Source organism: Roseibium sp., assembly GCF_965233565.1.
GTDB lineage: Bacteria > Pseudomonadota > Alphaproteobacteria > Rhizobiales > Stappiaceae > Roseibium.
On sequence record NZ_OZ247494.1, the window covers coordinates 2890669 to 2913521 of the forward strand.

Here is a 22853-nt window from a genome sequence, read left to right on the forward strand (position 1 = left end):
CTGTCGCTGGCGCGCAACGCGAACAGCGACCATTTGAGCCGCGCGAAGGGCTTGCACGGCGCAAAGAACCGGCTAAATTGCCGCAAATTTTCCAACCGCGCGGGCACGTGCCCCAAGAACAACGAACTGGACCTTCCCTAAATGGCGTATGGTGACATCAAGAAAGTCGTGCTGGCCTATTCCGGCGGCCTCGACACATCGATCATCCTGAAATGGCTGCAGACGGAACTTGGCTGCGAAGTGGTGACCTTCACCGCCGATCTCGGCCAGGGCGAAGAGCTGGAACCGGCGCGCAAGAAAGCCGAGATGCTCGGCATCAAGGAAATCTACATTGACGACCTGCGCGAGGAATTCATCCGCGACTTCGTCTTCCCGATGTTCCGCGCCAACGCCGTCTATGAAGGGGTCTACCTGCTCGGCACGTCCATTGCCCGTCCGCTGATTTCCAAGCGTCTGATCGAGATCGCCGAGGAAACCGGCGCCGACGCGATTGCCCACGGCGCCACCGGCAAGGGCAACGACCAGGTTCGCTTCGAGCTCTCCGCCTATGCGCTCAACCCGGATATCAAGGTGATCGCACCGTGGCGGGACTGGAGCTTCAAATCGCGCACCGATCTGCTTGACTTTGCCGAAAAGCACCAGATCCCGGTGCCGAAGGACAAACTCGGCGAAGCCCCCTTCTCCGTCGACGCCAACATGCTGCACTCCTCTTCGGAAGGCAAAGTGCTCGAAGATCCGGCGGAAGAAGCCCCGAACTACGTTTTCCAGCGCACCGTTGACCCGACCGAGGCACCGGATGTCGTCACCGAGATCGAGATCGGCTTCGAAAAAGGCGATGCTGTCTCCCTCAACGGCGAGAAGATGTCTCCGGCAACCCTCTTTGCCAAACTCAACGACTATGGCCGCGACAATGGCATCGGCCGTCTCGACATGGTCGAAAACCGCTTTGTCGGCATGAAGAGCCGCGGCATCTACGAGACCCCGGGTGGCACCATCCTGCTCACCGCTCACCGGGCGATGGAATCAATCACCCTCGACCGCGGTGCCGGCCACCTGAAAGACGAGCTGATGCCGCGTTATGCCGAGCTCATCTATAACGGTTTCTGGTTCTCGCCGGAGCGCGAGATGCTGCAGGCCCTGATCGACAAGAGCCAGGAACATGTCACCGGCACGGTCAAGCTGAAGCTCTACAAGGGCAACGTGATCCTGGTCGGGCGCGCGTCACCCTATTCGCTCTACTCCGAAGAACTGGTCACCTTTGAGGACGACCTGGGCGCCTATGACCAGAAGGACGCCGCCGGCTTCATCAAGCTGAATGCGCTGCGCCTGCGCACGCTGGCCAAGCGCGACCGGCTCGGCTGAGAGACCTGACAATGACCGGACCGGCGGCTGCAACGTTGACAGAACGGCTCGCGGCCGCCGGTTTTTTATGTCTCGGCGGCTTCAATGCCGCGGACGGGAGTGTGCTGCCGGCCCTGAATGACGGCGCGCCCGCCAGATCGCTCCTCCTGATCGGCAGCACCGGGCCGTCCGTCTGGAGCAGACTGACGGACAGTCCAGAATGGGGTGACGGCAAAGCCGATCCGCTCGACCGCTACACGCGGCGTCTCCTGACCGACATTGCCCTGACAGAAGGTTTCAGCGCCGTCTTTCCTTTCGAAGGCCCGCCCTATCATCCGTTCCAGCAATGGGCGACAAGATGCGGCGGCTTTTCCCAAAGCCCCATGGGCGTTCTGGCGCATCGGCACTACGGCCCTTGGACCGGGTTCCGGGCCGCCTTCCTGTCCGGCGCGCCTCTGGTTTCCGAACCGGTTGAAAACGCCTCCGGGCCTTGCGAGACCTGCGAGGACAAACCCTGTATCAGCGCCTGCCCGGCGACGGCTCTGACGATTGAATCTGGTTACGATGTGCCGAAATGCCGGGAACACCTGTCGGCCAGCCGGGATCTCGATTGCTGGACCGGCTGCCTGGCACGCAGAGCCTGCCCATTCGGCGCCGAGCATCGTCAGGCGCCGGACAATGCCCGCTATCACATGGAGCGATTTGCCGGATAAGGCACGCTTGAGATTGTGTATTGAGGCACTTTGTTGTGTGGGAGGCCTAGTACCGGCTGGCGTCGTTCCCGAACAAACCGCGATAACAAGGCCGCATAGCGTTCAACACCGACACCAGCACAGCGAGCGCCGTCCCGGCCAGAACATCGATAAAATAATGGCCGCCGAAGATTGGCACTGATGCGATCATCGTTACCGAGAATGCGATTACGCCCCAGGAAAGACGGGTCTTCAGGAACCCGAAGATCAAAAGAATTCCACCAGCAGCATGAAACGACGGAAAAGTAGCGAGACCTTGTGCCGCCAGCAGGTCGATCGATGGTGTTTCCGCTGTTCGCAGCATCAGAAACTGCTCCATGTGGTAGACACCCGGCGCCGCCCCAAAGCCTTCCAACTCGCTCACGTTGCCAAAATTGTAGACGACTGCAGCTACCGCAGGAAAGAACATCGCGATCGTTGTGCAGATTGCGGCGGTAATCAGGAAAATCTCGCAGAAATAGCGGGCACGCCGTGCATACCCCATCACGACAAGTGCCAGAAATCCGAGCAGACTGGCCCCATCGAAGCCGATATAGGCGACTTTCAAAATGGTGGCGAAGGTGGGATGGGTCTGGACAAAGGTAAAATAGGCCATCCAGTCAAGACCGAGCGACTTGTCCCAGCTATCCAGCAGGGAATCGGCCAGCGGAAAGGCCAGGCTCATGGTCAGATGATTGAAGATACGCAGTGTCGCCAGAGCGACGAAAATAAAGACCACCCCCTTCAACACCAGCTGCATGCGTGTTCGGAATACATCCTCGAAGGCAGACCTATGCTTGATGTAAACAGAAAGCGCCAGACAGGTCGAAATGATCAGAATGTAGGGAACCGTGGTCGCCAGATCGATATCGGGCTCGACGTAGAAGTATAAAATGGTCGTCAAGACTGCGGCGATCGCCATCAACACGACATTCAACCGCCCGGGAAAGGCCACTTCGCTGTCTGAAGGCATGGCTGACGAGAGCCGTGAAGTGTCGCCCTCATTGAGGTGCATATCGTTGCTGCTGGAAGCTCTCAGGCTTTCAACTGACAGCGTCATCGGGGCACTCCACGCTCAGACAAATCGTCCCCTGACATACATGCTGCAGGCTTAAGATCTCGTTTCTGACTAGAAACTGTTATTCCTCAATCAGCACCACCCCTTCCTGGTCCGGACAGGTCTCCAGCGCAGCCGCGGCCGTCCGGCCATCGGCAAGCGGCGCGTCCGGCCAGATCTCGGCCAGGGGGATCAACACAAAGGCACGTTCGCCCATGCGCGGATGCGGCACTTCAAGATCGGGTTCCGCAATAGTCTCCATGCCATAGATCAGCACATCGACGTCGATCACGCGCGGGCCCCATCTCACGTCTCGGACCCGGCCGAGTTCGTTTTCAATTTCCAGGCAACGTTTCAGGAGAGCCTGCGGGCTCATAGTGGTGTCGATCACCACACAGATATTGACAAAGTCATCCTGTGGCACCGGCCCCCAGGGCGGTGTCCGGTAATTGGACGACCGACCCACCAGGGTGATGCCGGATGTCTCCTCCAGACGCCGCACCGCCTCGTGCAGATTGGCGATCGGATCGCCCAGGTTCGACCCCAGCCCGAGGGCACATCGGGTCGGTGCACCGGTTGCAAAGTCTTGATGTGTCATTCAGATCGGGTTCCGTTCCAGGCGTGTTGCCTTCAGCATACGCGCACAATCGGCATGCGGACGTACATCATGTGCCCGCACGATCGCCGCCCCTTTCATCATGGCCATCAGATGCACCGCCACCGACCCGAACAGCCGGTCTTCCACCTCGGCATCGAGAACGGCGCCGATCATGCGCTTGCGCGATGCGCCGGCCAGCAGCGGCAGACCGTGTTTCTTCAGATCCTCGAAGCGGTTCAGGATGACAAAATTCTGATCGATTGTCTTGCCGAAGCCAAACCCCGGATCAAGGATCTGCCTGTCCCTCGGGATGCCTGCCCGGTCGGCCAGCTCCATCGAGTTTTCAAAGAAGCGATCAATGTCGGCTAGGATGTCGATCGAAGCGTCGGCAGCCTCTCGGTTGTGCATCATCACGACATGAACCCCGGCTTCCGCCACCGTTTCGGCCATGGCCGGGTCTTTCTGCAGACCCCAGACATCATTGACGATCACGGCGCCGGCAGCACAGGCGCGCCTGGCGATCTCCGCCTTGTAGGTGTCGATGGAAACGGGGGTTCCCATCGCAATCACCTCGTCCAGGATCGGCTCCAGCCGCGCCCACTCCACCTCCAGGGAGACCGGCTCCGAACCGGGCCGCGTGCTCTCTCCGCCGACATCCAGAATATCCGCTCCCTCGGCAATCATCTGCCGGGCATGGGCGAGTGCCGTGTCGACAACAACGTTCCTGCCGCCATCGGAAAAGGAATCCGGCGTCACATTGAGGACACCCATCACATGCGGGCGCTCGCTGATGCCGTCGAAACGCGGCAGGTCGTATTGTGTGCGGGTCGGCATCGAGGCGTCCTTCTGTCAACTGACCCCGGTTTGGCGCGTCAGACCCGGTGGGTCAAGGCGCGGATGCGGCACCGTCATGAAAAATTCGGACAACGGTCTTGGAACGGACACGCCTTTGTCATGGCTCACCAGCACCTGTTGCAATTGCCAAGGTCATGCGCCTGAAGGCCCCAGCCAGGAGTATTTCAACATGTCTTCCCGTTTTTCACGCCGCAGTTTTCTGAAGTCGTCGGTGGCAACCGGTGTCGCGCTCGCGTCCCCGCTCGCCCTTCCCGGTCTGTCGCGTGCCGCAACGCGGCCGACCATCACCCATGGCCTGCAGTCGGGTGACGTCAATGCCAATTCCGGCATGATCTGGGCCCGTACGGACCGCCCGGCCAGAATGCTGGTTGAAGTCGACACGACCGGGTCTTTCGAAACCCCGCGGCGCCTCGCCCCCATCAATGCGCTCCCGGACAGCGATTTTACCGCCAAGCGCCTGCTGGAGGACCTGCCGTCCGACCAGGACATCTTCTACCGGGTCGCCTTCGCCGATCTTAATGACGTCAACGCCGTCTCCGAGCCGATGACCGGCCGCTTCCGCACCGCTCCGGCCTCGCGCCGCAATGTCCGCTTCGCGTGGTCCGGCGACACGGCAGGTCAGGGCTGGGGCATCGACACCGACCGGGGCGGCATGAAGACCTACGCCACGATGGCCAAACACCGGCCGGACTTCTTCATCCATTCCGGCGACACCGTCTATGCCGATGGCCCGATGAAGGAGACCGTCGAACTGAAGGACGGCACAACCTGGAACAATGTCCTGATCGAGGAAAAGACGAAAGTCGCCGAAACGCTGAACGAATTCCGCGGTCAGTGGAAATACAATCTTCTGGACGACAATCTGCGCGCGTTCAACGCGGAAGTGCCGACCTTCTTCCAGTGGGACGACCATGAAGTTGTCAACAACTGGTCGGATGCCAAGGACCTCGTCTCCGACGACCGCTACACGGAAAAGAACGTGCATCTTCTGGCCGCCCGCGCCGGCCGTGCGTTCCACGAATTGACGCCGATCCGCTATACGCCGGCGGAACCCGGCCGTGTCTACCGCAAGATCGCCTATGGTCCGCTGCTGGACGTGTTCTTCCTGGATCTGCGCTCCTATCGCGGCCCGAACGGGGCGTCGATGGAAGATGAGATGACACCAGGCTCCCGCATTCTGGGCGCAGAACAGCTTGCCTGGCTGAAGCGTGAACTCGTGGCGTCCAACGCAACCTGGAAAGTCATCGCCAGCGACATGCCGCTCGGCCTGATCGTCTGGGACAACTGGAAGGAACAGGCCGGCGCCGAAGCGGTTGCCAATGGCGACCATGGCGCGCCGAAGGGCCGTGAACTGGAATTCGCCGACCTTCTGCGGTTCATCAAGACGGCCGACATCGACAACATCGTCTGGCTGACCGCGGATGTGCACTACACTGCCGCGCACTACTACAATCCGGACAAGGCCCAGTTCCTGGACTTCAAGCCGTTCTGGGAATTCGTCTCCGGCCCGATCCATGCCGGCACCTTCGGTCCGAACGATCTGGACATGACCTTCGGCCCTGAAGTCAAATACGTAAAGGCGCCGGCCGAGGGCCAGGGTGTCAACCTGCCGCCCTCCATGGGACTGCAGTTCTTCGGCCTTGTCGACATTGACGGCACCAGCGAACAGCTGACCGTTCGCCTGATGGATCGCGACGACCAGGAACTGCACAAGGTGACACTCGATCCGGTGCGCCGGGGCTGATCAAAGAAAATGCAATGGCGGGCCGGGAAGCCGGCCCGTTTGATATCTCCTGCCCAAATCCTCTCCATCGTCATCCCGGACGCAGCAAAGCGGAGATCCGGGATCGGGGAACTCAGGGCTTCGCCGGGTCCGACAGGCCTTGCGCAGTGCCTCCCCGGTCCCGGCTCGCGCTGCGCTTGGCCGGGATGACGTTGGAAAGGGGTGGCGATACGGCTACTCCGCCGCTGCCGTTTGCGGGGCCTGGTTCCTGAAAAACTGATTGAGGAAGATCCCGGCGATCGGCATTGCCGGCAGAACGACCGCGAGACCAAGAACCGGGTCGTGCAGGGCCGCGACGATCAGGCTTGCGACAATGCCGCCACCGAACTGCAGGAACCCGACCAGCGACGAAGCAGCACCGGCAATATGCGGAAACGGTGCCATGGACTCGGTGAAACTGGCGGGCAGGACCAGTGCAAGTCCGAACACGAACAGCGCGACGGGCCCCATAACCGTCAAGATGCTCGGTTGCAGGGTCAGTGTCAGTCCGCACATCAGTGCCGAAGCCACCACCCAGAGCGCCATGCCGTAAGGCACAAGCCGACGCGCTTCCACCACCCGTAAAAGCCGTCCGGTCAGAACCGTGCCGGCAATGAAGGACCCGGACTGGATGATCATGGTCAGCCCGAATTCGGACGGCGACAATCCGACCTCATAGATCAATACGAAGGGCAGCACGGTGGCCAGTGCATAGAGATTGCCGAGACCAAAGCCGATCAGCAGGCTGGGTGCCAGAAACCGCGGATCCTTGAGCAGCGTCAGATAGTTCACCGCAAGCTGCTTCGGTTGCAGGTGATGGGTACCCGGATTTGGATTGGTTTCCACCTGGAAACACCCGACCGCGGCCATCAGGAGAGCGCCGTAGAAGACCATGCACCAAAACACTTCCTGCCAGCCGAACAATTCCAGCACGAACCCGCCGATGGTCGGCGAGACAGCAGGCCCCAACGCCAGCATCATGGCAACGGTGTTCATGATGCGAGCGGACTCCTGACCGGTAAACTGGTCGCGCACGATGGCCCGGGCAACGGCAATACCGACGGCGGCCCCGACCCCCTGCAGCGCCCGGGAAAACACCATGAACTCCACTGTCGGTGCAAACGTCGCCAGGACGCTCGAGACGAGATAGAGCGTCAGAAATCCCAGCGTCACAGGTTTACGGCCAAAAGCATCTGTCAGTGGTCCACACACAAGCTGCGTGAGGGCAAAGCCGACGAAATAGGCTGTCAGGGTCAGTTTGACCGCGCTGTCGCTGGTACCGAATGCCTCGACCAGTGCCGGCATGGCCGGTGTGTAGAGCGCCATCGAAATGGGGCCGATGGCAACAAGCCCGGCCCCAAGCAGAGATGTACGTCTGGCGCTCATGGTCGAGCTGGCGGGTGTCATTTATGGTTCCCTTTGGAATCCTCCTGCAGCAGGCTGTCCTTCATGGTCTGCAGGAGCGCTTCCAGCGTTTTCCGGTCTTTCGGCGCAACATCCTCCAGGGCCTTGGAACGCACCGACTGGAGCGCTGCATTGATCCGTTCCAGCAACGGATCGGCCTTGGGCAACAATTCGATCAGCTTGGCGCGCTTGTCCCTGGGATCCGGACAACGCCGGATCAGGCCGGCCTTTTCCAGGGTGTCCAGATAACCCACCAGGGTCATCGGCTCGACATACATCCGGTCGGCCAGCATGGCCTGCCGTTCCCCCGGATTGCGCCAGACATAAAACAACGTGCGCGCTTCGCCAGCGGTCAGACCGGTATCCACCCGTGTCAGTTCCGCGTCCAAACGCCGCCGGAGCAACCGTGCCAGATCCACGACCAGCATGGTGACACCGACATTCGGAGAAGGTACGCCCATCACCGCCCCTTTTTAGTAAGGTTACCTTACGAAATAGTGAAGCCGGGCGGCACTGTCAATCCGCCGAAATGACACTGCATTGCACAATTCCCCCGCGCCACGTATAAAGGCGCCAAAATCGGCTGGTTTGCCGATCCTGAGCCAATCAACATCCAGACATGTCCGGGTCCAAAAGGGCCCGTTCTGTCTTTTGGAGCCACTCATGAACCTTCGTAATATTGCCATTATCGCGCACGTTGACCATGGCAAAACCACCCTCATTGACGTTCTTTTGAAACAGTCCGGCGCCTTCCGGGACAATCAGCGCACCGAAGAGCGCATGATGGACTCCAACGACATTGAGCGTGAGCGCGGCATTACCATCCTGGCAAAAGTCACGAGCCTGGTCTGGAAAGACACCCGCATCAACATCGTCGACACCCCGGGCCACGCCGATTTCGGCGGCGAGGTCGAACGCATCCTGCACATGGTCGACGGCGTGATCCTGCTTGTCGACGCCGCCGAAGGCCCGATGCCGCAGACCAAGTTCGTGCTCGGCAAGGCGCTGAAACTCGGCCTGAAGCCGATCGTGGCCATCAACAAGATCGACAAGCCGGAGCAGCGCGCCGACGAAGTTCTCGACGAGGTCTTCGACCTCTTCGCCGCGCTCGATGCCAATGAAGATCAGCTGGATTTCCCGGTGCTTTATGGCTCCGCCAAGCAGGAATGGATGGCTCAGGAGCCGGACGGACCGCAGGACAACATGGACCCGCTGTTCGACATGGTGCTCGACAAGGTCGCCGCACCGGAAGCCGAGCCGGGCGAGTTCAAGATGCTGGCCACCACCATCGAATCCGATCCCTTCCTGGGCCGCATCCTGACCGGCCGCGTCGTATCCGGCACCGCCCTGCCCAACATGCCGCTGAAGGCTCTGAACCGGAATGGCGATGTGGTTGAAAACGGCCGCGTTTCCAAGATCCTCGCCTTCCGCGGCCTGGAGCGTCAGCCGATCGAATCCGGCGAATCCGGTGACATCGTTGCGATTGCCGGCCTGACCAAGGCAACTGTCGCAGACACGCTCTGTTCGCCGGCCGTCAACGAACCGCTTCAGGCTCAGCCGATCGATCCGCCGACCCTGTCCATGACCTTCCGCGTCAATGACAGCCCGCTGGCCGGCACCGAAGGCTCCAAGGTTCAGTCCCGCGTCATCCGCGAACGCCTGATGAAGGAAGCCGAGGGCAACGTTGCCCTGAAGGTGGAAGAAACCGACGAGCCGGACGCCTTTGTCGTCGCCGGCCGCGGCGAATTGCTGCTGGCCATCCTGATCGAGAACATGCGCCGCGAGGGCTTCGAGCTTGGCGTCGGCCGTCCGCGCGTCGTCTTCCAGTATGACGAGGCGGGCAACCGCCTCGAGCCGGTTGAGGAAGTCATCATCGACGTCGACGAGGAACATTCCGGCGTGGTCGTGCAGAAGCTGCAGGAGCGCAAGGCCGATCTTCTGGAGATGAAACCGTCCGGCGGCGACCGCACCCGGCTGGTGTTCCATGCGCCGACCCGCGGCCTGATCGGCTACCAGGCCGAACTGATGTCCGACACACGCGGCACGGCGATCTTCAACCGTCTGTTCCACGGCTACGAGCCCTACAAGGGCCCGATCCAGGGCCGTCACACCGGCGTGCTCCTGTCCAACGGCACCGGCGAAGCGGTTGCCTATGCCCTCTTCAACCTGGAAGACCGTGGCCCGATGATGATCGAGCCGGGCACCAAGGTCTATCCGGGCATGATCGTGGGTGAGCACACGCGCGGCAACGACCTGGAAGTCAACGTTCTGAAAGGCAAGCAGCTGACCAACATCCGCTCCGCCGGCAAGGACGATGCGGTCAAGCTGACCACGCCAAAGAAGCTGACGCTGGAAGCGGCCCTGTCCTACATCGCCGATGACGAACTGGTGGAAGTGACCCCAAGCTCCATCCGCCTGCGCAAGGCGGAATTGGACCCGCATGCCCGCAAGCGCGCCGAACGCGCGGCCAACAAGGAATCGGCATAAGCCTCAAGGCTTATCTGCAAGAACCAGAAGCCCGGGCTCGCCCCGGGCTTTTTTGTTTTTGAAGACTGCCCCCGGCCTGGATTCAAAGACACAACTTTGTCTGGACGTCCGGGCCAGTGATTATTCAAAGACTCCGACCAGACCTGAGGAACTTTGCTCGTCATCAGTCGGCGGACCATATTTGTTGGGGCCTTTGGTCGGAGCTACGCTCATGAGAAACGCGAAAACGGCAAAATGGAGTGCTACGACCGCCCCAAAAAGCGCATATGCGCCGATGACATTTCCACCTCCAACGAGGGGCAGAAGAAAAAAGCCAAGCGACGGAACGAAGCAAAAAAACAAGTAGTTCGAAGACTTATTCCAATCATGAAGCCTGCGAATTGCGACGTTTTTCGAAGCAAATGAAGTCCCGATGCTCACAACACCACCCAAGATCATAGAAATGATCGGCAGTTCATGTTCGTCCCGGACGTTCCAAGTATAACCTGAAAGTAGCTCAGAAAAACCTATCAGCAGAACCAGTAGGATCAGAACTGACTCGCACATAAAAAACGACCAGAATTCACGACGGCTCGCCCGCCCTTTCGAATCGAAGCGCTTTTCCCACAAACAGGTAACGAAATAATTCCATACTGTTTTTGCCCTAATAGACACGCCCATCAATTCCGCTTGAAAGAAACCTTAAAATATAGATCGTCACCATATTCCATGACATCCACATTCCGGCAAGACTCGGATGTCCCACGATTGGCTCAATCCGCCAGCCGCAATCTCCTGCTAAGAACAACGCGTTGATTGGGTGAAATTGTCAAACCACCCGCCATCTTTGAAACCCCATCCCTGTTGCCGCAGCGGGAACTCTTTAAAATTCTGCGCAAGACCGTGACGGGCGAATTGCGTTCTTTTGCAATCGCCCAAGCAGGAAAGCTGACACGATGAAACGCTTCGCTCTCGCCATCGCCGTTGCCACAGGCCTCGTTACCAGCGCTGCCGCCGATACTTTCGGCCCGCTGGTGGATGCAGACACTCTTTCTGCCGCACTCGACAGCGAAATGCCGATCCTGCTCGATATCCGCAACGCCGGGTATGACGATGGCCACGCGGAGGGCGCGCTTTACGCCCCCTACCGCATGTTCCGCGGCTCGGACAGCAATCCCGGTGCGCTCTTTGACATCGAGAAGCTGGAAGCAGAGCTGGAAGAGCTCGGCCTGGAGCAGGATCTCCCGATCGTCATCCTGTCGGAAGGCAAGACCGACACCGATTTCGGCTCCGCGGCCCGGGTCTACTGGACCCTGAAGTCGACCGGCTTTGAAGATCTCTCGATCCTGAATGGCGGCCTGACCGCCTGGAAGGCCGCGGGCCTGCCGATCAGTACGGCCACGGAATCCGCCTTTCCGAGCGAGCTCGACCTGACCCTGGACACGACCTGGCTGGCAACGACCGCCGATGTGGCGGCCGTGGTTGCGGGCGAGGCAGAAGCCTTGCTTGTGGACGCCCGTCCTTCGGAATTCTTCAGCGGCAAGGAAGCGCATGAGGCCGCCGCCCGTCCGGGCACGCTGCCGGGCGCGATCAACTATGCCTATACCGCTTTCTTTGCGGATAAGTCCCCGAAGATCTCGACCAACATCGATGCTGCAGCGCTCAAGGAGTCACTGAAGCTTGCCGCAGGCAAACCAACCGTCTCCTTCTGCAACACCGGCCACTGGGCCGCCAGCCACTGGTTTGCAGTCTCCGAACTGGCCGGTGTCCCGAATGCCAAGCTTTATGCCGGATCGATGGTTGAATACTCCCAGTCCGGCAACAAGATGGCCAACACGCCGGCGGTAAATTGAACCTGATCTGAGCGGAAATTGAAAAGAAGCCCGGGCATCGTCCCGGGCTTTTGTATCGCTCACAACACCCCCTCCATCGTCATCCCGGACGAAGCGAAAGCGAAGAGCCGGGACCGGAGCGCCGAGGCGGTCGAACATTGGCCAAAGGCTCCTCGATCCCGGCTCGCGTTACGCTTGGCCGGAATGACGATGGAGGGGACCGTTGAGTCAATCCGGAATAATATCCCCCATCGGCTAAACGTCTGACTTGCCTGTGTGCACTGCGATAGGCTTAATTCGATAAAACCAGACCCGGGAGGCATCGGTGAGCAAGACCAATCGCGGCAATTTTTTCGAGGACTTTGAAGTCGGCCAGGTGATCCGGCATGCGACACCGCGCACGATCACCAGCGGCGACCAGGCGCTCTACACTGCGCTTTACGGCTCCCGCTTTGCGGTCCAGTCCTCAGATGCCTTCGCCCGCTCCCTGGGTTATGCCCATGCACCGGTCGACGATCTGCTGACCTTCCACATCGTCTTCGGCAAGACCGTGCCGGACATCTCGCTGAATGCCGTCGCCAATCTGGGTTATGCCGGCGGCCGGTTCCTGGCGCCAGTCTATCCGGGCGACACGATCTCCACGGTGTCGGAAGTCATCGGCAAGAAGGAGAACTCCAACGGCCGCACCGGTGTCGTTTATGTGCGCTCCACCGGCTACACGCAGAACGGTACGGAAGTGCTCGATTATGTGCGCTGGGTGATGATCAACAAGCGGGTGGTTGCCAATGCACCACCTGAACCGGTCGTGCCCGAGCTGCCGGCGGCCCTCGATCCGCAATCCCTTGGCACCGCCGTACCGCTGCTTGACACAGCCAACTGGGACAATGACCTTGCCGGATCCGACTACCGGTTCGACGACTACGAGATTGGCGAGAAAATCGACCATGTCGATGGCATGACCGTGGAAGAAGCCGAACACCAGATGGCGACCCGGCTTTATCAGAACACGGCCAAGGTCCATTTCAATCATCACACGGAAGCCCACAACCGCTTCGGCCACCGGCTGGTCTATGGCGGACATGTCATTTCCATCGCCCGGGCTCTGTCCTTCAACGGGCTGGGCAATGCCTTCCACATTGCCGGCATCAATGCCGGCCGCCATGTCGCCCCGCTCGCCGCGGGCGATACGGTCTATGCCTGGTCAGAAGTGCTGGACAAGTCCGACATCGAAGGCCGGTCGGATGTCGGTGCCCTGCGCCTGCGCCTGGTCGCGACAAAAGACCGGCCCTGCGACGATTTCCCCGGCCTGGACCACGAAGGCAACTACCTGCCGGAAGTCCTGCTCGATTTCGACTATTGGGCCTTGATGCCAAAATAAGGGATGCCGGGCCAGTGCCCCGGCATGTCCTGAACGATCTGCCGCAAGAGACGCCACCCGGTGGAGGCACCGGCGTCGCAGCATGAACAGGTGTCACCCCGGGCGCGCGAAACAAGGCCCGGGGCCCACGCATTTGCAGAGATTTGGAAAAAGGGCACTCAAGCCGCCGATTAAAGCTCTGCGGCCTGGACAAGCGGCTCTGCGAATAGGCCCCGGATCAGCGCTACGCTAGTCCGGGGTGACACTCCAACAGAAAGCCTTCGGAATTCAGACCGGGAAGTGCTCTAGTTCGGTTTTGCCGCCGGCACCACTTCGGTGGCGATCGGGCCAACGCCCGCACCTTCATCCGAAGCTTTCGGGCCGAAAGGCACCCAGCGCTTGAAAAATCCGCCGACGGAGCCGCCGCGCGACTGTTCCGGCGCGACAAATGCGCTTTCAACGGCTGCGCCCGGGCGCCTTTGCGGCTCGTTGGCCGCAGCGGTCTGTGTGGCCGGTGAATTCGCAGGCGCTGCAGCTGTTGCGGTTTCCGGCGCCGGAGCCGTATCGTCTTCACCGCCGCCGAGAGCTTCAGCAAGGCGGTTGGAACGTTCTTCCCAGCGCTTCTGGCGTTCTTCGCGGGCATCGTAGCGCGCCGCCAGTTGCTGGTATTTCGCGTTGTCTTTCTTCTGCTTCGAAGCCACCGCGGAAGCGATGCGCGGGCTTACCTGGTAGTCCGGGCACTTGGCACTTGCCCTGAACGGCACGCCCTCGACCAGGGTCGTTGCATCGAAGACATATTTCTTTTCGCAGACGGCAATCTTCGGCGGCACCTTGGCCACCTCGAAATGGTCGTAGCCGGTCTTCAGCATCTTCCAGAAGTCCAGATGCTCGCTGTCCCGGTGACGGGCCATGTTTTCCGGCGTCATCTTGAACGGGAAGGCCTGGACCTGGAACGAGCGCTGACCACCTTTGAAGCTGTCGCGCGCCAGCGCATAGATATCCTGAACCTGCTCGTCGGTCATGGCGTAACAACCGCGCGAGGAACACGCGCCATGGACCATCAGATGCGATCCGGTGCGGTTATGGGCCCGGTCATACCTGTTCGGGTAGCCGAGATTGAACGCCAGGTGATAGCTGGAATTCGGATTCATGAGCGCAGGGGTGATCTCGTAGAAACCCTCCGGCGCCTGACGGTCGCCTTCCTTGAATTTCGGCCCCAGCTTGCCCGACCATTTGCAGATCTCGAAGTCTTCCAGCAGCTTGAACTTGCCACTCCGGTCCTGCTTCCAGACTTCCAGCTGCGACTCTTCCTTGAAGATCCGGATCATGATCGGCGATGTCGAACTCATGTTCATGTCAGACATCTTGCGCTTGAGCGAGGCGCTCACGGGAAGCTTGGCCTTGTTCGGTCCGGCAACGAATTCATCGCCCTGGCAACCTGCCAGCACACCAGCCATGATAATGGCGGCTCCCAGCTTGGCGACATGGCGTCCGCGCCGGTTCTGCAAACCCTTTTTCAGACCCGATGGCGTATTCAAAAGGCGCCCAAAGACCATTGTACTATCCCGAACTGATCGAAAACCGGTGCGCTGCCGAACCAAAGCGGACAGCCAAATCCCGTTTTCTGCGTCTTCGCCCCCGCGCAAAGGCTAGGCAAGGATGGTTGACGATAAGTTACTGAAGCCGGAATGCTCCTGCGACCCACAATCAAGTGATAAGAACAAAAAAGTCCGCCCCGGACCGCCTGATCGTCCCATCTTCGCCTGAATGACGGCAAAATCTGGCCACACAATGGCAAAAGGGCCGCCATACGGGCAGCCCTTCGACCGAATTTCAAGAAAACTCAGGAATATTCCGGATGTCGGCTCACCGACACCAGCTCCCTGATATCAGCTCAGGGTACGGCCGATCGAAATAAACTTCTCTCGGCGCTGCTTGCGGATTTCATCCGGGGTCAGGCCCGACAGCTCGGACAGTGCCTTCTCGATTTCCTTGCCCGCATTGTCGATCACGATTTCGCGGGCCCGGTGCGCACCGCCGATCGGCTCGTTGACGATACCGTCGATCACACCAAGCTGTTTCAGGTCCTGGGCCGTGATCTTCAGCGCGGTCGCCGCATCCTGCGCCTTGGCGCTGTCGCGCCACAGGATCGAGGCCGCACCTTCCGGCGAAATCACCGAGTAGATGGCATGCTCCATCATCAGAACCTTGTTGGCGGTGGCGATGGCAATTGCCCCGCCGGAACCGCCCTCGCCGATCACGACAGAAACGGAGGGCACCCCAAGGCCAAGACCTGCATCGGTCGACCGGGCGATGGCTTCGGACTGGCCGCGCTCTTCTGCACCACGGCCCGGATAGGCCCCCGAGGTGTCGACAAAGCTGATCAACGGCAGGTCGAAGCGTTCCGCCATTTCCATGACCCGCACCGCCTTGCGGTAGCCTTCCGGCCGGACCATGCCGAAATTATGCTTCAGGCGGGTTTCCGTGTCGTGGCCCTTTTCCTGGGCGAGCACGGCAACCGACTGGCCGCGGAAGCGGCCAATGCCGGCGATCAGGGCATGGTCTTCGGCAAATTTGCGATCACCGGCCAGCGGCGTGAAATCCTCGATCAGGCCGGAAATATAGGCAACGGCATGCGGACGGTCCGGATGGCGCGCCACCAGGGTCTTCTGCCAGGGCGTCAGCTTGGTATAGAGGTCCTGCAGGGTCTGCGAAGATTTTGCCTTCAGCCGGTCGATTTCGCTGTCCACATTAACGGCTTCTCCGTCTTCCGCGGCCAGTGCCCGCAGTTCCTGGATCTTGCCTTCAATATCCGCGACGGGCTTTTCGAAGTCCAAATAGCTGTGCATGTACTCGCTTACCTGAAACAAACCGGATCCGGCCCGCCTGGGCCGGTCATCCGGAGAATTCTATCCTGAAGGCATCAGTTTGCCTGGATGCATACTTGGAGGGCTGTAACAAGAGACGCAAGGGGGTGCAAGCCTTCGCGTGCGCCTCGGTTGCCGGAACCGGCCGGAAATTCGGATTGCAGGGCGATTTGGAGGGGCCTGGACGTCAGTCTGCCGACGCCCTGTCGCTTCCCGCTCCGCGGATGTTCAGCTTGGAGGCCTCCACCACCAGCCGGCCATTCTTTGTGTCGATCGAGATCCGGTAGGGGATCAGGACATTGTCCCGGCCCATCGGCGCAATCCAGACTTCCATGTTGGCCCGCGCCATGTATTTGACCGATTCCTTGGAAGGACGGTGACCGGCGACCGGAACCCACTGCGCCTTGCAGACAACAACCGGACCGTCATAGCCGTGCCCGGAAACTTCCTTGGTTCCCTGGTAGCTCAACTTGATGTCAAACCGTGTCCAGCCATCGAAAACGGGCAATTTGCGCGAGCAGGCCTTGGGGCCGAGACTGTCTCTCGCCCGGCCAACAGGCATCAGCGCCGCGCTGAGCGGGTCGATCGCGTTGCGCCGGTGGCGATTGGTGACCTTGATGCGTTCCTTGTTGGGCTTGAACTTCGGAGCCACTTCCATGGAGCGGATATTGCCCGAGCCCTGGTTCAGATTGACGTAGAAATCGAGATTGGCGGCATGCGAGGCCATCCGGTATTTCGATGGCACAACCCTTGACCCGACCAGCCAGCCAGACGCCTCGGCGCCGCCCTTGCCGGTGGAAAACAGCGTTCCGATCCCGGCAGGCTCAAGGCTGACCTTGGCGGAGTAGGCATTGCCCTGCATGACCAGAGACAAGGTTCCCCGCCCGACCTTGAAGCCGGCGATGGAAATATTGTACAGGCCGCCGACGCTGCTTTTTTTGGCTTCAGCTGGCGTGACCAGCATGGCCCCGGCAAGCATTGGCAGGGCGATCAGGCGCCCCAGAGACGTCAAACCAAACACTTCAAAACCTCCGGACTGCCAAAAAGGCAGCGAATTGCGCCCCCGCGCTCACAGTGTCCGTGGCGCAAACCTTAACATGAATCCCTGCCTCCGAACGACATCAATCATTCTAAATTATGGTAACCCACTGGTTAACGATCGTCAGTTCTGCGAATTAAAACACAGAATCACGCCAAAGCGTCGGAGATGTCTTGACGTTGGCGCGCGCTGCCATTATAGCGGGGCAACTTTTTCCGAGAAATGCCGGAGACGATGTCGCCGGGCCTCAGGTCCGCGCCGGTTCCGGTTTGGACTTGCTGGGTTCCATGTAACGGCCCAGCCACGAAAACAAAAGGTGATATCATGGCACGCCGTTGCGAACTCTCCGGCAAAGATGTGATGACGGGCAACAACGTCTCTCACGCTAACAACAAGTCCCGCCGCCGGTTCCTGCCGAACCTGTGCAACGTTTCGCTGATCAGCGACACGCTGGGCGAAACCTTCAAGCTGAAAGTCAGCGCGCATGCCCTGCGCTCCGTCGAGCACCGCGGTGGCCTGGACGCCTACCTGATGAAAGCCAGCGACGCTCAGCTGTCCGACGCTGCCCGCAAGATCAAGGTCAGCATCAAGCGCAAGCAGGCGGAAGCCGCTGCCGCTTAACCCTCAAAGGGTAAAGACATGACGGACACCCGGAGTTTCTCCGTGGCCAGCTTCGCCATCGCGGTCCTCGCGATGGCGATTGTCGTTGCGGCCTCCAATTTCCTGGTCCAGTTCCCGGTCCAGCACGTCGTCGGCGGCGTCAATCTCGCCGACACGCTGACCTGGGGCGCCTTCACCTATCCGATCGCCTTCCTGGTGACCGACCTGACCAACCGCCGCTTCGGCGCAGGCGCCGCCCGCAAAGTCGTCATTACCGGTTTCGTGATTGCGATCATCGTGCCGATGATCTTCTGGACCTTCAACGAGGCCTTTACAACGCCGCGCATCCTGATCGCCTCCGGCACGGCCTTTCTGGTCGCCCAGTTGCTCGACGTAACCATTTTCGACCGTCTGCGCCGCCAGACCTGGTGGAAGGCTCCGATCACGTCGTCGCTGATCGGCTCCGTCATCGACACTTTGCTGTTCTTCGGCATCGCGTTCTCGGCAAGCTTCGCCTTCATCGATGGCCTGTTCGGTATGGAAGACGGTTCGCTCGCTTTCCCCGTGCCGTTCCTCGGCATCGCCGAGGACCCGCAGGTGCTTTTGTGGATCTCGCTCGCCGTCGGCGACTTCCTGGTGAAGATGCTGGTCGCGGTAGCGCTGCTGGCGCCCTATCGGATCGTGCTCGGTCTGTTTCAGGCTAACCCGGACAGCCGGGCGGCGTGAGGCAACAAATACCAGAGTGTCACCCCGGGCAAGCAAAGCGCGACCCGGGGCCTACTCTCAGCGCCACTTGCTGAAGAAGAAGACAGCTCCTCTTACAGCCCTGCCTTTAGAAATTCTCTGGAAACGAGTAGGCCCCGGCTCTTCGCTTCGCTGCGGCCGGGGTGACACCTGCGATCTTGTCTAGCGCTTCGCGGCTTTATCGCCGAACACGTCATTCCTCCAACCGGAACCGCAAGAACAGCGTCCGCTGCAGGATCGAGCGGTTGTCATCGGAGACGAGCGTCAGGATCGTGTCGCCAGCTTCCGTCTGGTGAATGGCAAGCGCTTCCATGTTGTCGATCTGCGTATTGAAATCCGCTTCAAGCAAAAGCTCGCCTTCAATCACCGCATCGGCCTTCAGGTCTTCCTCTGCGATCCGGCGCAGGCGCAGCCCGATCAGGTCGCGCAGGCTGAAGCGTCGCTCCATGACAATCAGGTCGCCGTTGGGCAGGAAGGCGGCATCCGTCGCGTCGAAACGGTCCTGGCGCTGCAAGGTGAAACGCTTGGAACCGGACGGCCCGATGATATAGCCGGTCAGGTCATGCAGACCGCTCTGCGCGGATTCGGCGATCGCGATCAGGTTGCCGTGATGCGGGCTGCCATCCGGTGCAGCTGCAAGGGACTCAAGACCCGCATTGCGCGGCAGTTTGCGGGCGCTCTCCGGCAGGGCCACCTCGCCAATCATCTTTTCCCGCCCCGTCGAAAGCGGCCAGGGATAGTGATAGACAGCATTGCGGGTTTCCGCCGTCACATAAAGGCCTGACCCATCCAGGGTCAGCGCCTCTGTATCGTGTCCCCAGCGGGCCGTCAGGGTCTTGCCGTCCGCGCCCAGCAACGGGGCGAAGCGAATGTCCTTCAGATCGAGCGGCGTACCGTCAGCTTTCTGCTCGACCTTGCCGCTCACCCAGTGACCATTGTCGGTCACCGCCAGAAACCGGCTGCCGCCGTCCAGACTGATCAGCCCGGAGAGACCGCCTATCTTGCGATCAGACGCCAGCACCTCCAGACCACCCAGGAAGGTCAATTTGCCGAAGCGGGTGTCGTCACGCCCGATATGGAACGTTTCGATCGGTTTTGTGCGGGATTTGACCACCTCACCTTCTGACAGAAGGTCCTGCGCGAGGGCGGACGGCAACGGCGCGGACAGCACGGCAGCGATGACACACCCGGCAAGCCTGACCAGACCGCTCCGATGCCGCCCCCCTGCCATGCTCATTCCCGCTTCTACCGCCGGCCAGCCCGGCGACGCCCGCCGCGGCCGGCAAATGGATCAACGACTTCGTCGTCAAACAGATCGGCGAGCTGGTCGGTCATCGCCCCCGCGAGCTCTTCGGCATCGACAATGGTCACCGCGCGCCGATAGTAGCGGGTCACGTCATGGCCGATGCCGATGGCAATCAGCTCCACCGGTGACCTTGTTTCGATATCCTCGATCACGTAGCGCAGGTGACGCTCCAGATAGTTGCCCGGATTGACCGACAAAGTCGTGTCATCGACCGGCGCACCGTCCGAGATCATCATCAGGATCCGGCGCTGTTCCGGGCGCGCCAGCAATCGTTCATGCGCCCAGATCAACGCTTCACCGTCGATGTTTTCCTTCAGCAGGCCTTCGCGCATCATCAGGCCAAGATTGCGCCTCGCACGCCGCCAGGGCGCATCGGCGGACTTGTAGATGATGTGGCGCAGGTCGTTGAGGCGGCCCGGGGTCGGTGGCTTGCCGGCGCCGATCCAGCTCTCGCGCGACTGGCCGCCCTTCCAGGCCTTGGTGGTGAAACCGAGGATCTCGACCTTGACACCGCACCGTTCCAGCGTGCGCGCCAGGATGTCGGCGCAGGTGGCCGCAACTGTGATCGGCCGGCCACGCATGGAGCCGGAATTGTCCAGAAGCAGCGTCACGACCGTGTCGCGGAAATTGGTGTCCCGCTCCTGTTTGAAGGCCAGCGGCGACATCGGGTCCGTCACCGCGCGGGTAAGACGTGCCGTGTCGAGCAGACCTTCTTCCAGGTCGAAATCCCAGGCGCGGTTCTGCTGCGCCATCAGCTTTCTCTGGAGCCGGTTGGCGAGACGGGCGACGGCGCCCTGAAGATGGGTCAACTGCTTGTCCAGGAAGCCCCGCAGGCGGTCCAGTTCGGCCGTATCGCAGAGTTCTTCGGCGGTGACCGTCTCGTCGAACTGATAGGTGAAGACCCGGTAGTCGGATTCCGGCCGGTTGGACAGCGAACTGTCCGGACGATCGCTCTCGCCGGGCTCTTCGGTATCCTCCGCCATGTCCTGCTCGGCGAAGTCTTCCATGTCGGCTTCGGCGGCTTCCGTATCGCCGCTGTCCTGCTCCTCGCCCGACAGTTCCATTTCCTGCGGAGAAGCTTCCTGCTCGCCGCTGTCCTCTTCGCTATCGTCACCGGTTTCGGCTTCGTCGTTGTTGCCGTCGTCCTCGTTCTGGTCCGGATCCATGTCCTCGTCGTGATCGCCGAGTTCATCTGCCATGTCGAGCGACTTCAGAACGTCGCGCAGACGTGAGGCAAAGCTGTTCTGGTCCTCGACTTCCGCTTCCAGCCGATCGAGATCGGCACCGGCCTTGTCCTCGATCCAGCCGCGCCACATGTCGACGAGCTTCTCCGCGCTTTCCGGTGGACGAGCGCCTGTCAGGCGCTCACGCACCATCAGCGACAGGGCGTCCTGCAGCGGCGCCTCTTCCCGGCTGGAAATGTCCGGTGCACCGGACTTGCGGAACCGGTCGTCAAGCATCACTGAGAGGTTTTCGGCAACGCCCTGCATGCGCCGCGCCCCGACGGCCTCACAGCGCGCCTGTTCCACGGCCTCGAAGATCGCCCTGGCTTCCGCGCCCTGCGGCAGGTTCTTCGCATGCACGGCCTTGTCGTGGCAGGCAATGCGCAGCGCCATACTGTCGGACATGCCGCGCGTAACCGCGACGTCGCGCGCACTTACCTTGCGCGGCGGCTCGGGCAAACGGGCCGAGGTCCCGGAAATGCCGGGCCGGTCACCGGAGAAGATGACTTCCAGTTCCGGCTCACCGGAAATCGCCCGCATGGTACCGCTCACCGACTGTTTGAACGGTTCGGTGCTCGGAGCGGGCTTGTTGCCCGGAAGGGAATTGCTGCCTGGCCGCGGCGCCATCTTGACCTCAGCTCATGACAACGTTGACGGAGGATTCCGGCAGATCTTCGCCGAAGCAGCGCTGATAGAACTCGGCCACGAGAGACTGTTCCATGTCGTCACACTTGTTGAGGAAGGTCAGACGGAAGGCAAAGCCGACATCACCGAAAATTTCAGAGTTCTCCGCCCAGGTGATCACGGTCCGCGGGCTCATCACTGTCGACAGATCACCATTGATAAAGGCGTTCCGGGTCATGTCGGCAAGACGCACCATCTTGGAAACGGTGTTGCGGCCTTCGTCGGTCTGAAAGTGCTTTGCCTTCGACAGCACGATATCGACCTCGTTGTCATGCGGCAGATAGTTCAGCGTGGTCACGATCGACCAGCGGTCCATCTGGGCCTGGTTGATCTGCTGGGTGCCGTGATAAAGGCCGGATGTGTCGCCGAGACCGACCGTGTTGGCGGTGGCAAACAGTCGGAAGGCGGCGTGCGGACGAATGACGCGGCTCTGGTCCAGCAGGGTCAGGCGGCCGGAGGATTCCAGGATCCGCTGGATCACGAACATCACGTCCGGGCGGCCGGCGTCATATTCATCGAACACCAGCGCCACATTGTGCTGGTAGGCCCAGGGCAGGATGCCGTCCTTGAACTCGGTGACCTGCTGGCCGTCGCGGATCACGATCGCGTCCTTGCCGACCAGGTCGATACGGGAGATGTGGCTGTCCAGGTTGACACGGATACACGGCCAGTTGAGACGCGCGGCAACCTGCTCGATATGCGTCGATTTGCCTGTGCCGTGATAGCCGGTGACCATCACCCGGCGGTTGTGGGCAAAACCGGCCAGGATTGCCAGGGTTGTTGCCCGGTCGAACAGGTAATCCTCGTCACGCTCGGGCACATGCTCGGACGGCGCGGAGAATGCCGGCACCTTGAGGTCGGACTTGAACCCGAAAACCTCTTCTACAGAAACTTCAGTATCCGGCATGGCCATGGCCGCAGTCGTCGTCTCAGTCATCAGTCCTCCGCTGTCCCGTGACACGGGAAGGGTCAAATGGGGAAAGCCGG

At 60.7% G+C, this 22853-nt stretch carries 20 protein-coding genes; 8 read left to right on the plus strand and 12 right to left on the minus strand.

Translation table 11 applies throughout. The features are described from left to right. Positions 1-141 precede the first annotated feature (141 nt). Together ACO6TG_RS13245 and ACO6TG_RS13250 are read left to right on the plus strand one after the other, a co-directional pair. Positions 142-1362, plus strand: a complete 1221-nt coding sequence (locus ACO6TG_RS13245) for an argininosuccinate synthase (protein WP_422378599.1) — start codon at positions 142-144, stop codon at positions 1360-1362. Between the two features lie 11 nt (positions 1363-1373). Then, positions 1374-2054 (plus strand): hypothetical protein, encoded by a 681-nt coding sequence (locus ACO6TG_RS13250; protein WP_422378600.1) that lies wholly within the window; start codon positions 1374-1376, stop codon positions 2052-2054. Positions 2055-2100: 46 nt separating this feature from the next. Here ACO6TG_RS13250 and ACO6TG_RS13255 read toward each other — a convergent pair whose 3' ends face one another. From ACO6TG_RS13255 to folP, 3 genes are all read right to left on the minus strand, one after another. Beyond that, a complete protein-coding gene (locus ACO6TG_RS13255; RefSeq protein ID WP_422378601.1) occupies positions 2101-3132 on the minus strand; it encodes a phosphatase PAP2 family protein in 1032 nt (343 codons plus the stop codon). 79 nt (positions 3133-3211) lie between these two features. Next, positions 3212-3727 (minus strand): 2-amino-4-hydroxy-6-hydroxymethyldihydropteridine diphosphokinase, encoded by a 516-nt coding sequence (gene folK / locus ACO6TG_RS13260; protein ID WP_422378602.1) that lies wholly within the window; start codon positions 3725-3727, stop codon positions 3212-3214. After that, a complete protein-coding gene (gene folP / locus ACO6TG_RS13265) occupies positions 3728-4561 on the minus strand; it encodes a dihydropteroate synthase (RefSeq protein WP_422378603.1) in 834 nt (277 codons plus the stop codon). A 190-nt stretch (positions 4562-4751) separates the two neighbouring features. On the opposite strand from folP, the gene ACO6TG_RS13270 reads away from it, so the two are divergent. Then, positions 4752-6326, plus strand: a complete 1575-nt coding sequence (locus tag ACO6TG_RS13270; RefSeq protein WP_422378604.1) for an alkaline phosphatase D family protein — start codon at positions 4752-4754, stop codon at positions 6324-6326. A gap of 213 nt (positions 6327-6539) precedes the next feature. Here the strand turns inward: ACO6TG_RS13270 and ACO6TG_RS13275 are convergent, their stop codons facing one another. After that, a complete protein-coding gene (locus ACO6TG_RS13275) occupies positions 6540-7751 on the minus strand; it encodes a multidrug effflux MFS transporter (RefSeq protein WP_422378605.1) in 1212 nt (403 codons plus the stop codon). Next, positions 7748-8209: a MarR family winged helix-turn-helix transcriptional regulator gene (locus ACO6TG_RS13280; protein WP_422378606.1), complete on the minus strand. Its 462-nt coding sequence runs from the start codon at positions 8207-8209 to the stop codon at positions 7748-7750. Before ACO6TG_RS13280 ends, ACO6TG_RS13275 begins: the two co-directional genes overlap by 4 nt. Before the next feature lie 202 nt (positions 8210-8411). Here ACO6TG_RS13280 and typA point away from each other — a divergent pair, with 202 nt between their 5' ends. Next, the gene (gene typA / locus ACO6TG_RS13285; protein ID WP_422378607.1) at positions 8412-10235 is read left to right on the plus strand and encodes a translational GTPase TypA; all 1824 of its coding nucleotides are present in this window, start codon (positions 8412-8414) and stop codon (positions 10233-10235) included. Positions 10236-10355: 120 nt separating this feature from the next. Here the strand turns inward: typA and ACO6TG_RS13290 are convergent, their stop codons facing one another. Beyond that, complete coding sequence (locus ACO6TG_RS13290) at positions 10356-10895, minus strand: DUF805 domain-containing protein (RefSeq protein ID WP_422378608.1); 540 nt, start codon at positions 10893-10895, stop codon at positions 10356-10358. A 275-nt stretch (positions 10896-11170) separates the two neighbouring features. Between ACO6TG_RS13290 and ACO6TG_RS13295 the strand changes: the two genes are divergently transcribed. Both ACO6TG_RS13295 and ACO6TG_RS13300 read left to right on the plus strand, forming a co-directional pair. Beyond that, positions 11171-12067, plus strand: coding sequence for a sulfurtransferase (locus ACO6TG_RS13295; protein WP_422378609.1), 897 nt, complete (start codon positions 11171-11173; stop codon positions 12065-12067). A 304-nt stretch (positions 12068-12371) separates the two neighbouring features. Further along, positions 12372-13424: a MaoC family dehydratase gene (locus tag ACO6TG_RS13300; RefSeq protein ID WP_422378610.1), complete on the plus strand. Its 1053-nt coding sequence runs from the start codon at positions 12372-12374 to the stop codon at positions 13422-13424. A gap of 284 nt (positions 13425-13708) precedes the next feature. On the opposite strand, the gene ACO6TG_RS13305 is transcribed toward ACO6TG_RS13300, so the two are convergent. The 3 genes from ACO6TG_RS13305 to ACO6TG_RS13315 all read right to left on the minus strand — a co-directional run bounded on the left by ACO6TG_RS13305 (position 13709) and on the right by ACO6TG_RS13315 (position 17291). Further along, positions 13709-14959, minus strand: a complete 1251-nt coding sequence (locus tag ACO6TG_RS13305) for a L,D-transpeptidase family protein (protein ID WP_422378611.1) — start codon at positions 14957-14959, stop codon at positions 13709-13711. 333 nt (positions 14960-15292) lie between these two features. Beyond that, entirely contained in the window at positions 15293-16252 is a 960-nt protein-coding gene (locus ACO6TG_RS13310) for an acetyl-CoA carboxylase carboxyltransferase subunit alpha (RefSeq protein ID WP_422378612.1), read from the minus strand. A 205-nt stretch (positions 16253-16457) separates the two neighbouring features. Further along, positions 16458-17291, minus strand: coding sequence for a DUF3108 domain-containing protein (locus ACO6TG_RS13315; RefSeq protein ID WP_422378613.1), 834 nt, complete (start codon positions 17289-17291; stop codon positions 16458-16460). 342 nt (positions 17292-17633) lie between these two features. On the opposite strand from ACO6TG_RS13315, the gene rpmB reads away from it, so the two are divergent. Next, positions 17634-17930 carry a 50S ribosomal protein L28 gene (gene rpmB / locus ACO6TG_RS13320; RefSeq protein WP_094074841.1) on the plus strand — a complete coding sequence of 99 codons (297 nt, stop codon included), beginning with the start codon at positions 17634-17636 and terminating at the stop codon, positions 17928-17930. Positions 17931-17948: 18 nt separating this feature from the next. Further along, positions 17949-18635, plus strand: a complete 687-nt coding sequence (locus ACO6TG_RS13325) for a queuosine precursor transporter (RefSeq protein ID WP_422378614.1) — start codon at positions 17949-17951, stop codon at positions 18633-18635. A gap of 211 nt (positions 18636-18846) precedes the next feature. On the opposite strand, the gene ACO6TG_RS13330 is transcribed toward ACO6TG_RS13325, so the two are convergent. Genes ACO6TG_RS13330 through cobS form a run of 3 tightly spaced genes read right to left on the minus strand, consistent with a single transcriptional unit; the run spans position 18847 to position 22803 of the window. After that, positions 18847-19890, minus strand: a complete 1044-nt coding sequence (locus ACO6TG_RS13330) for an esterase-like activity of phytase family protein (protein ID WP_422378615.1) — start codon at positions 19888-19890, stop codon at positions 18847-18849. 8 nt (positions 19891-19898) lie between these two features. After that, positions 19899-21809, minus strand: coding sequence for a cobaltochelatase subunit CobT (gene cobT, locus ACO6TG_RS13335; protein ID WP_422378616.1), 1911 nt, complete (start codon positions 21807-21809; stop codon positions 19899-19901). Between the two features lie 7 nt (positions 21810-21816). Then, positions 21817-22803, minus strand: a complete 987-nt coding sequence (gene cobS, locus ACO6TG_RS13340; protein WP_422378617.1) for a cobaltochelatase subunit CobS — start codon at positions 22801-22803, stop codon at positions 21817-21819. Positions 22804-22853: the final 50 nt, after the last annotated feature.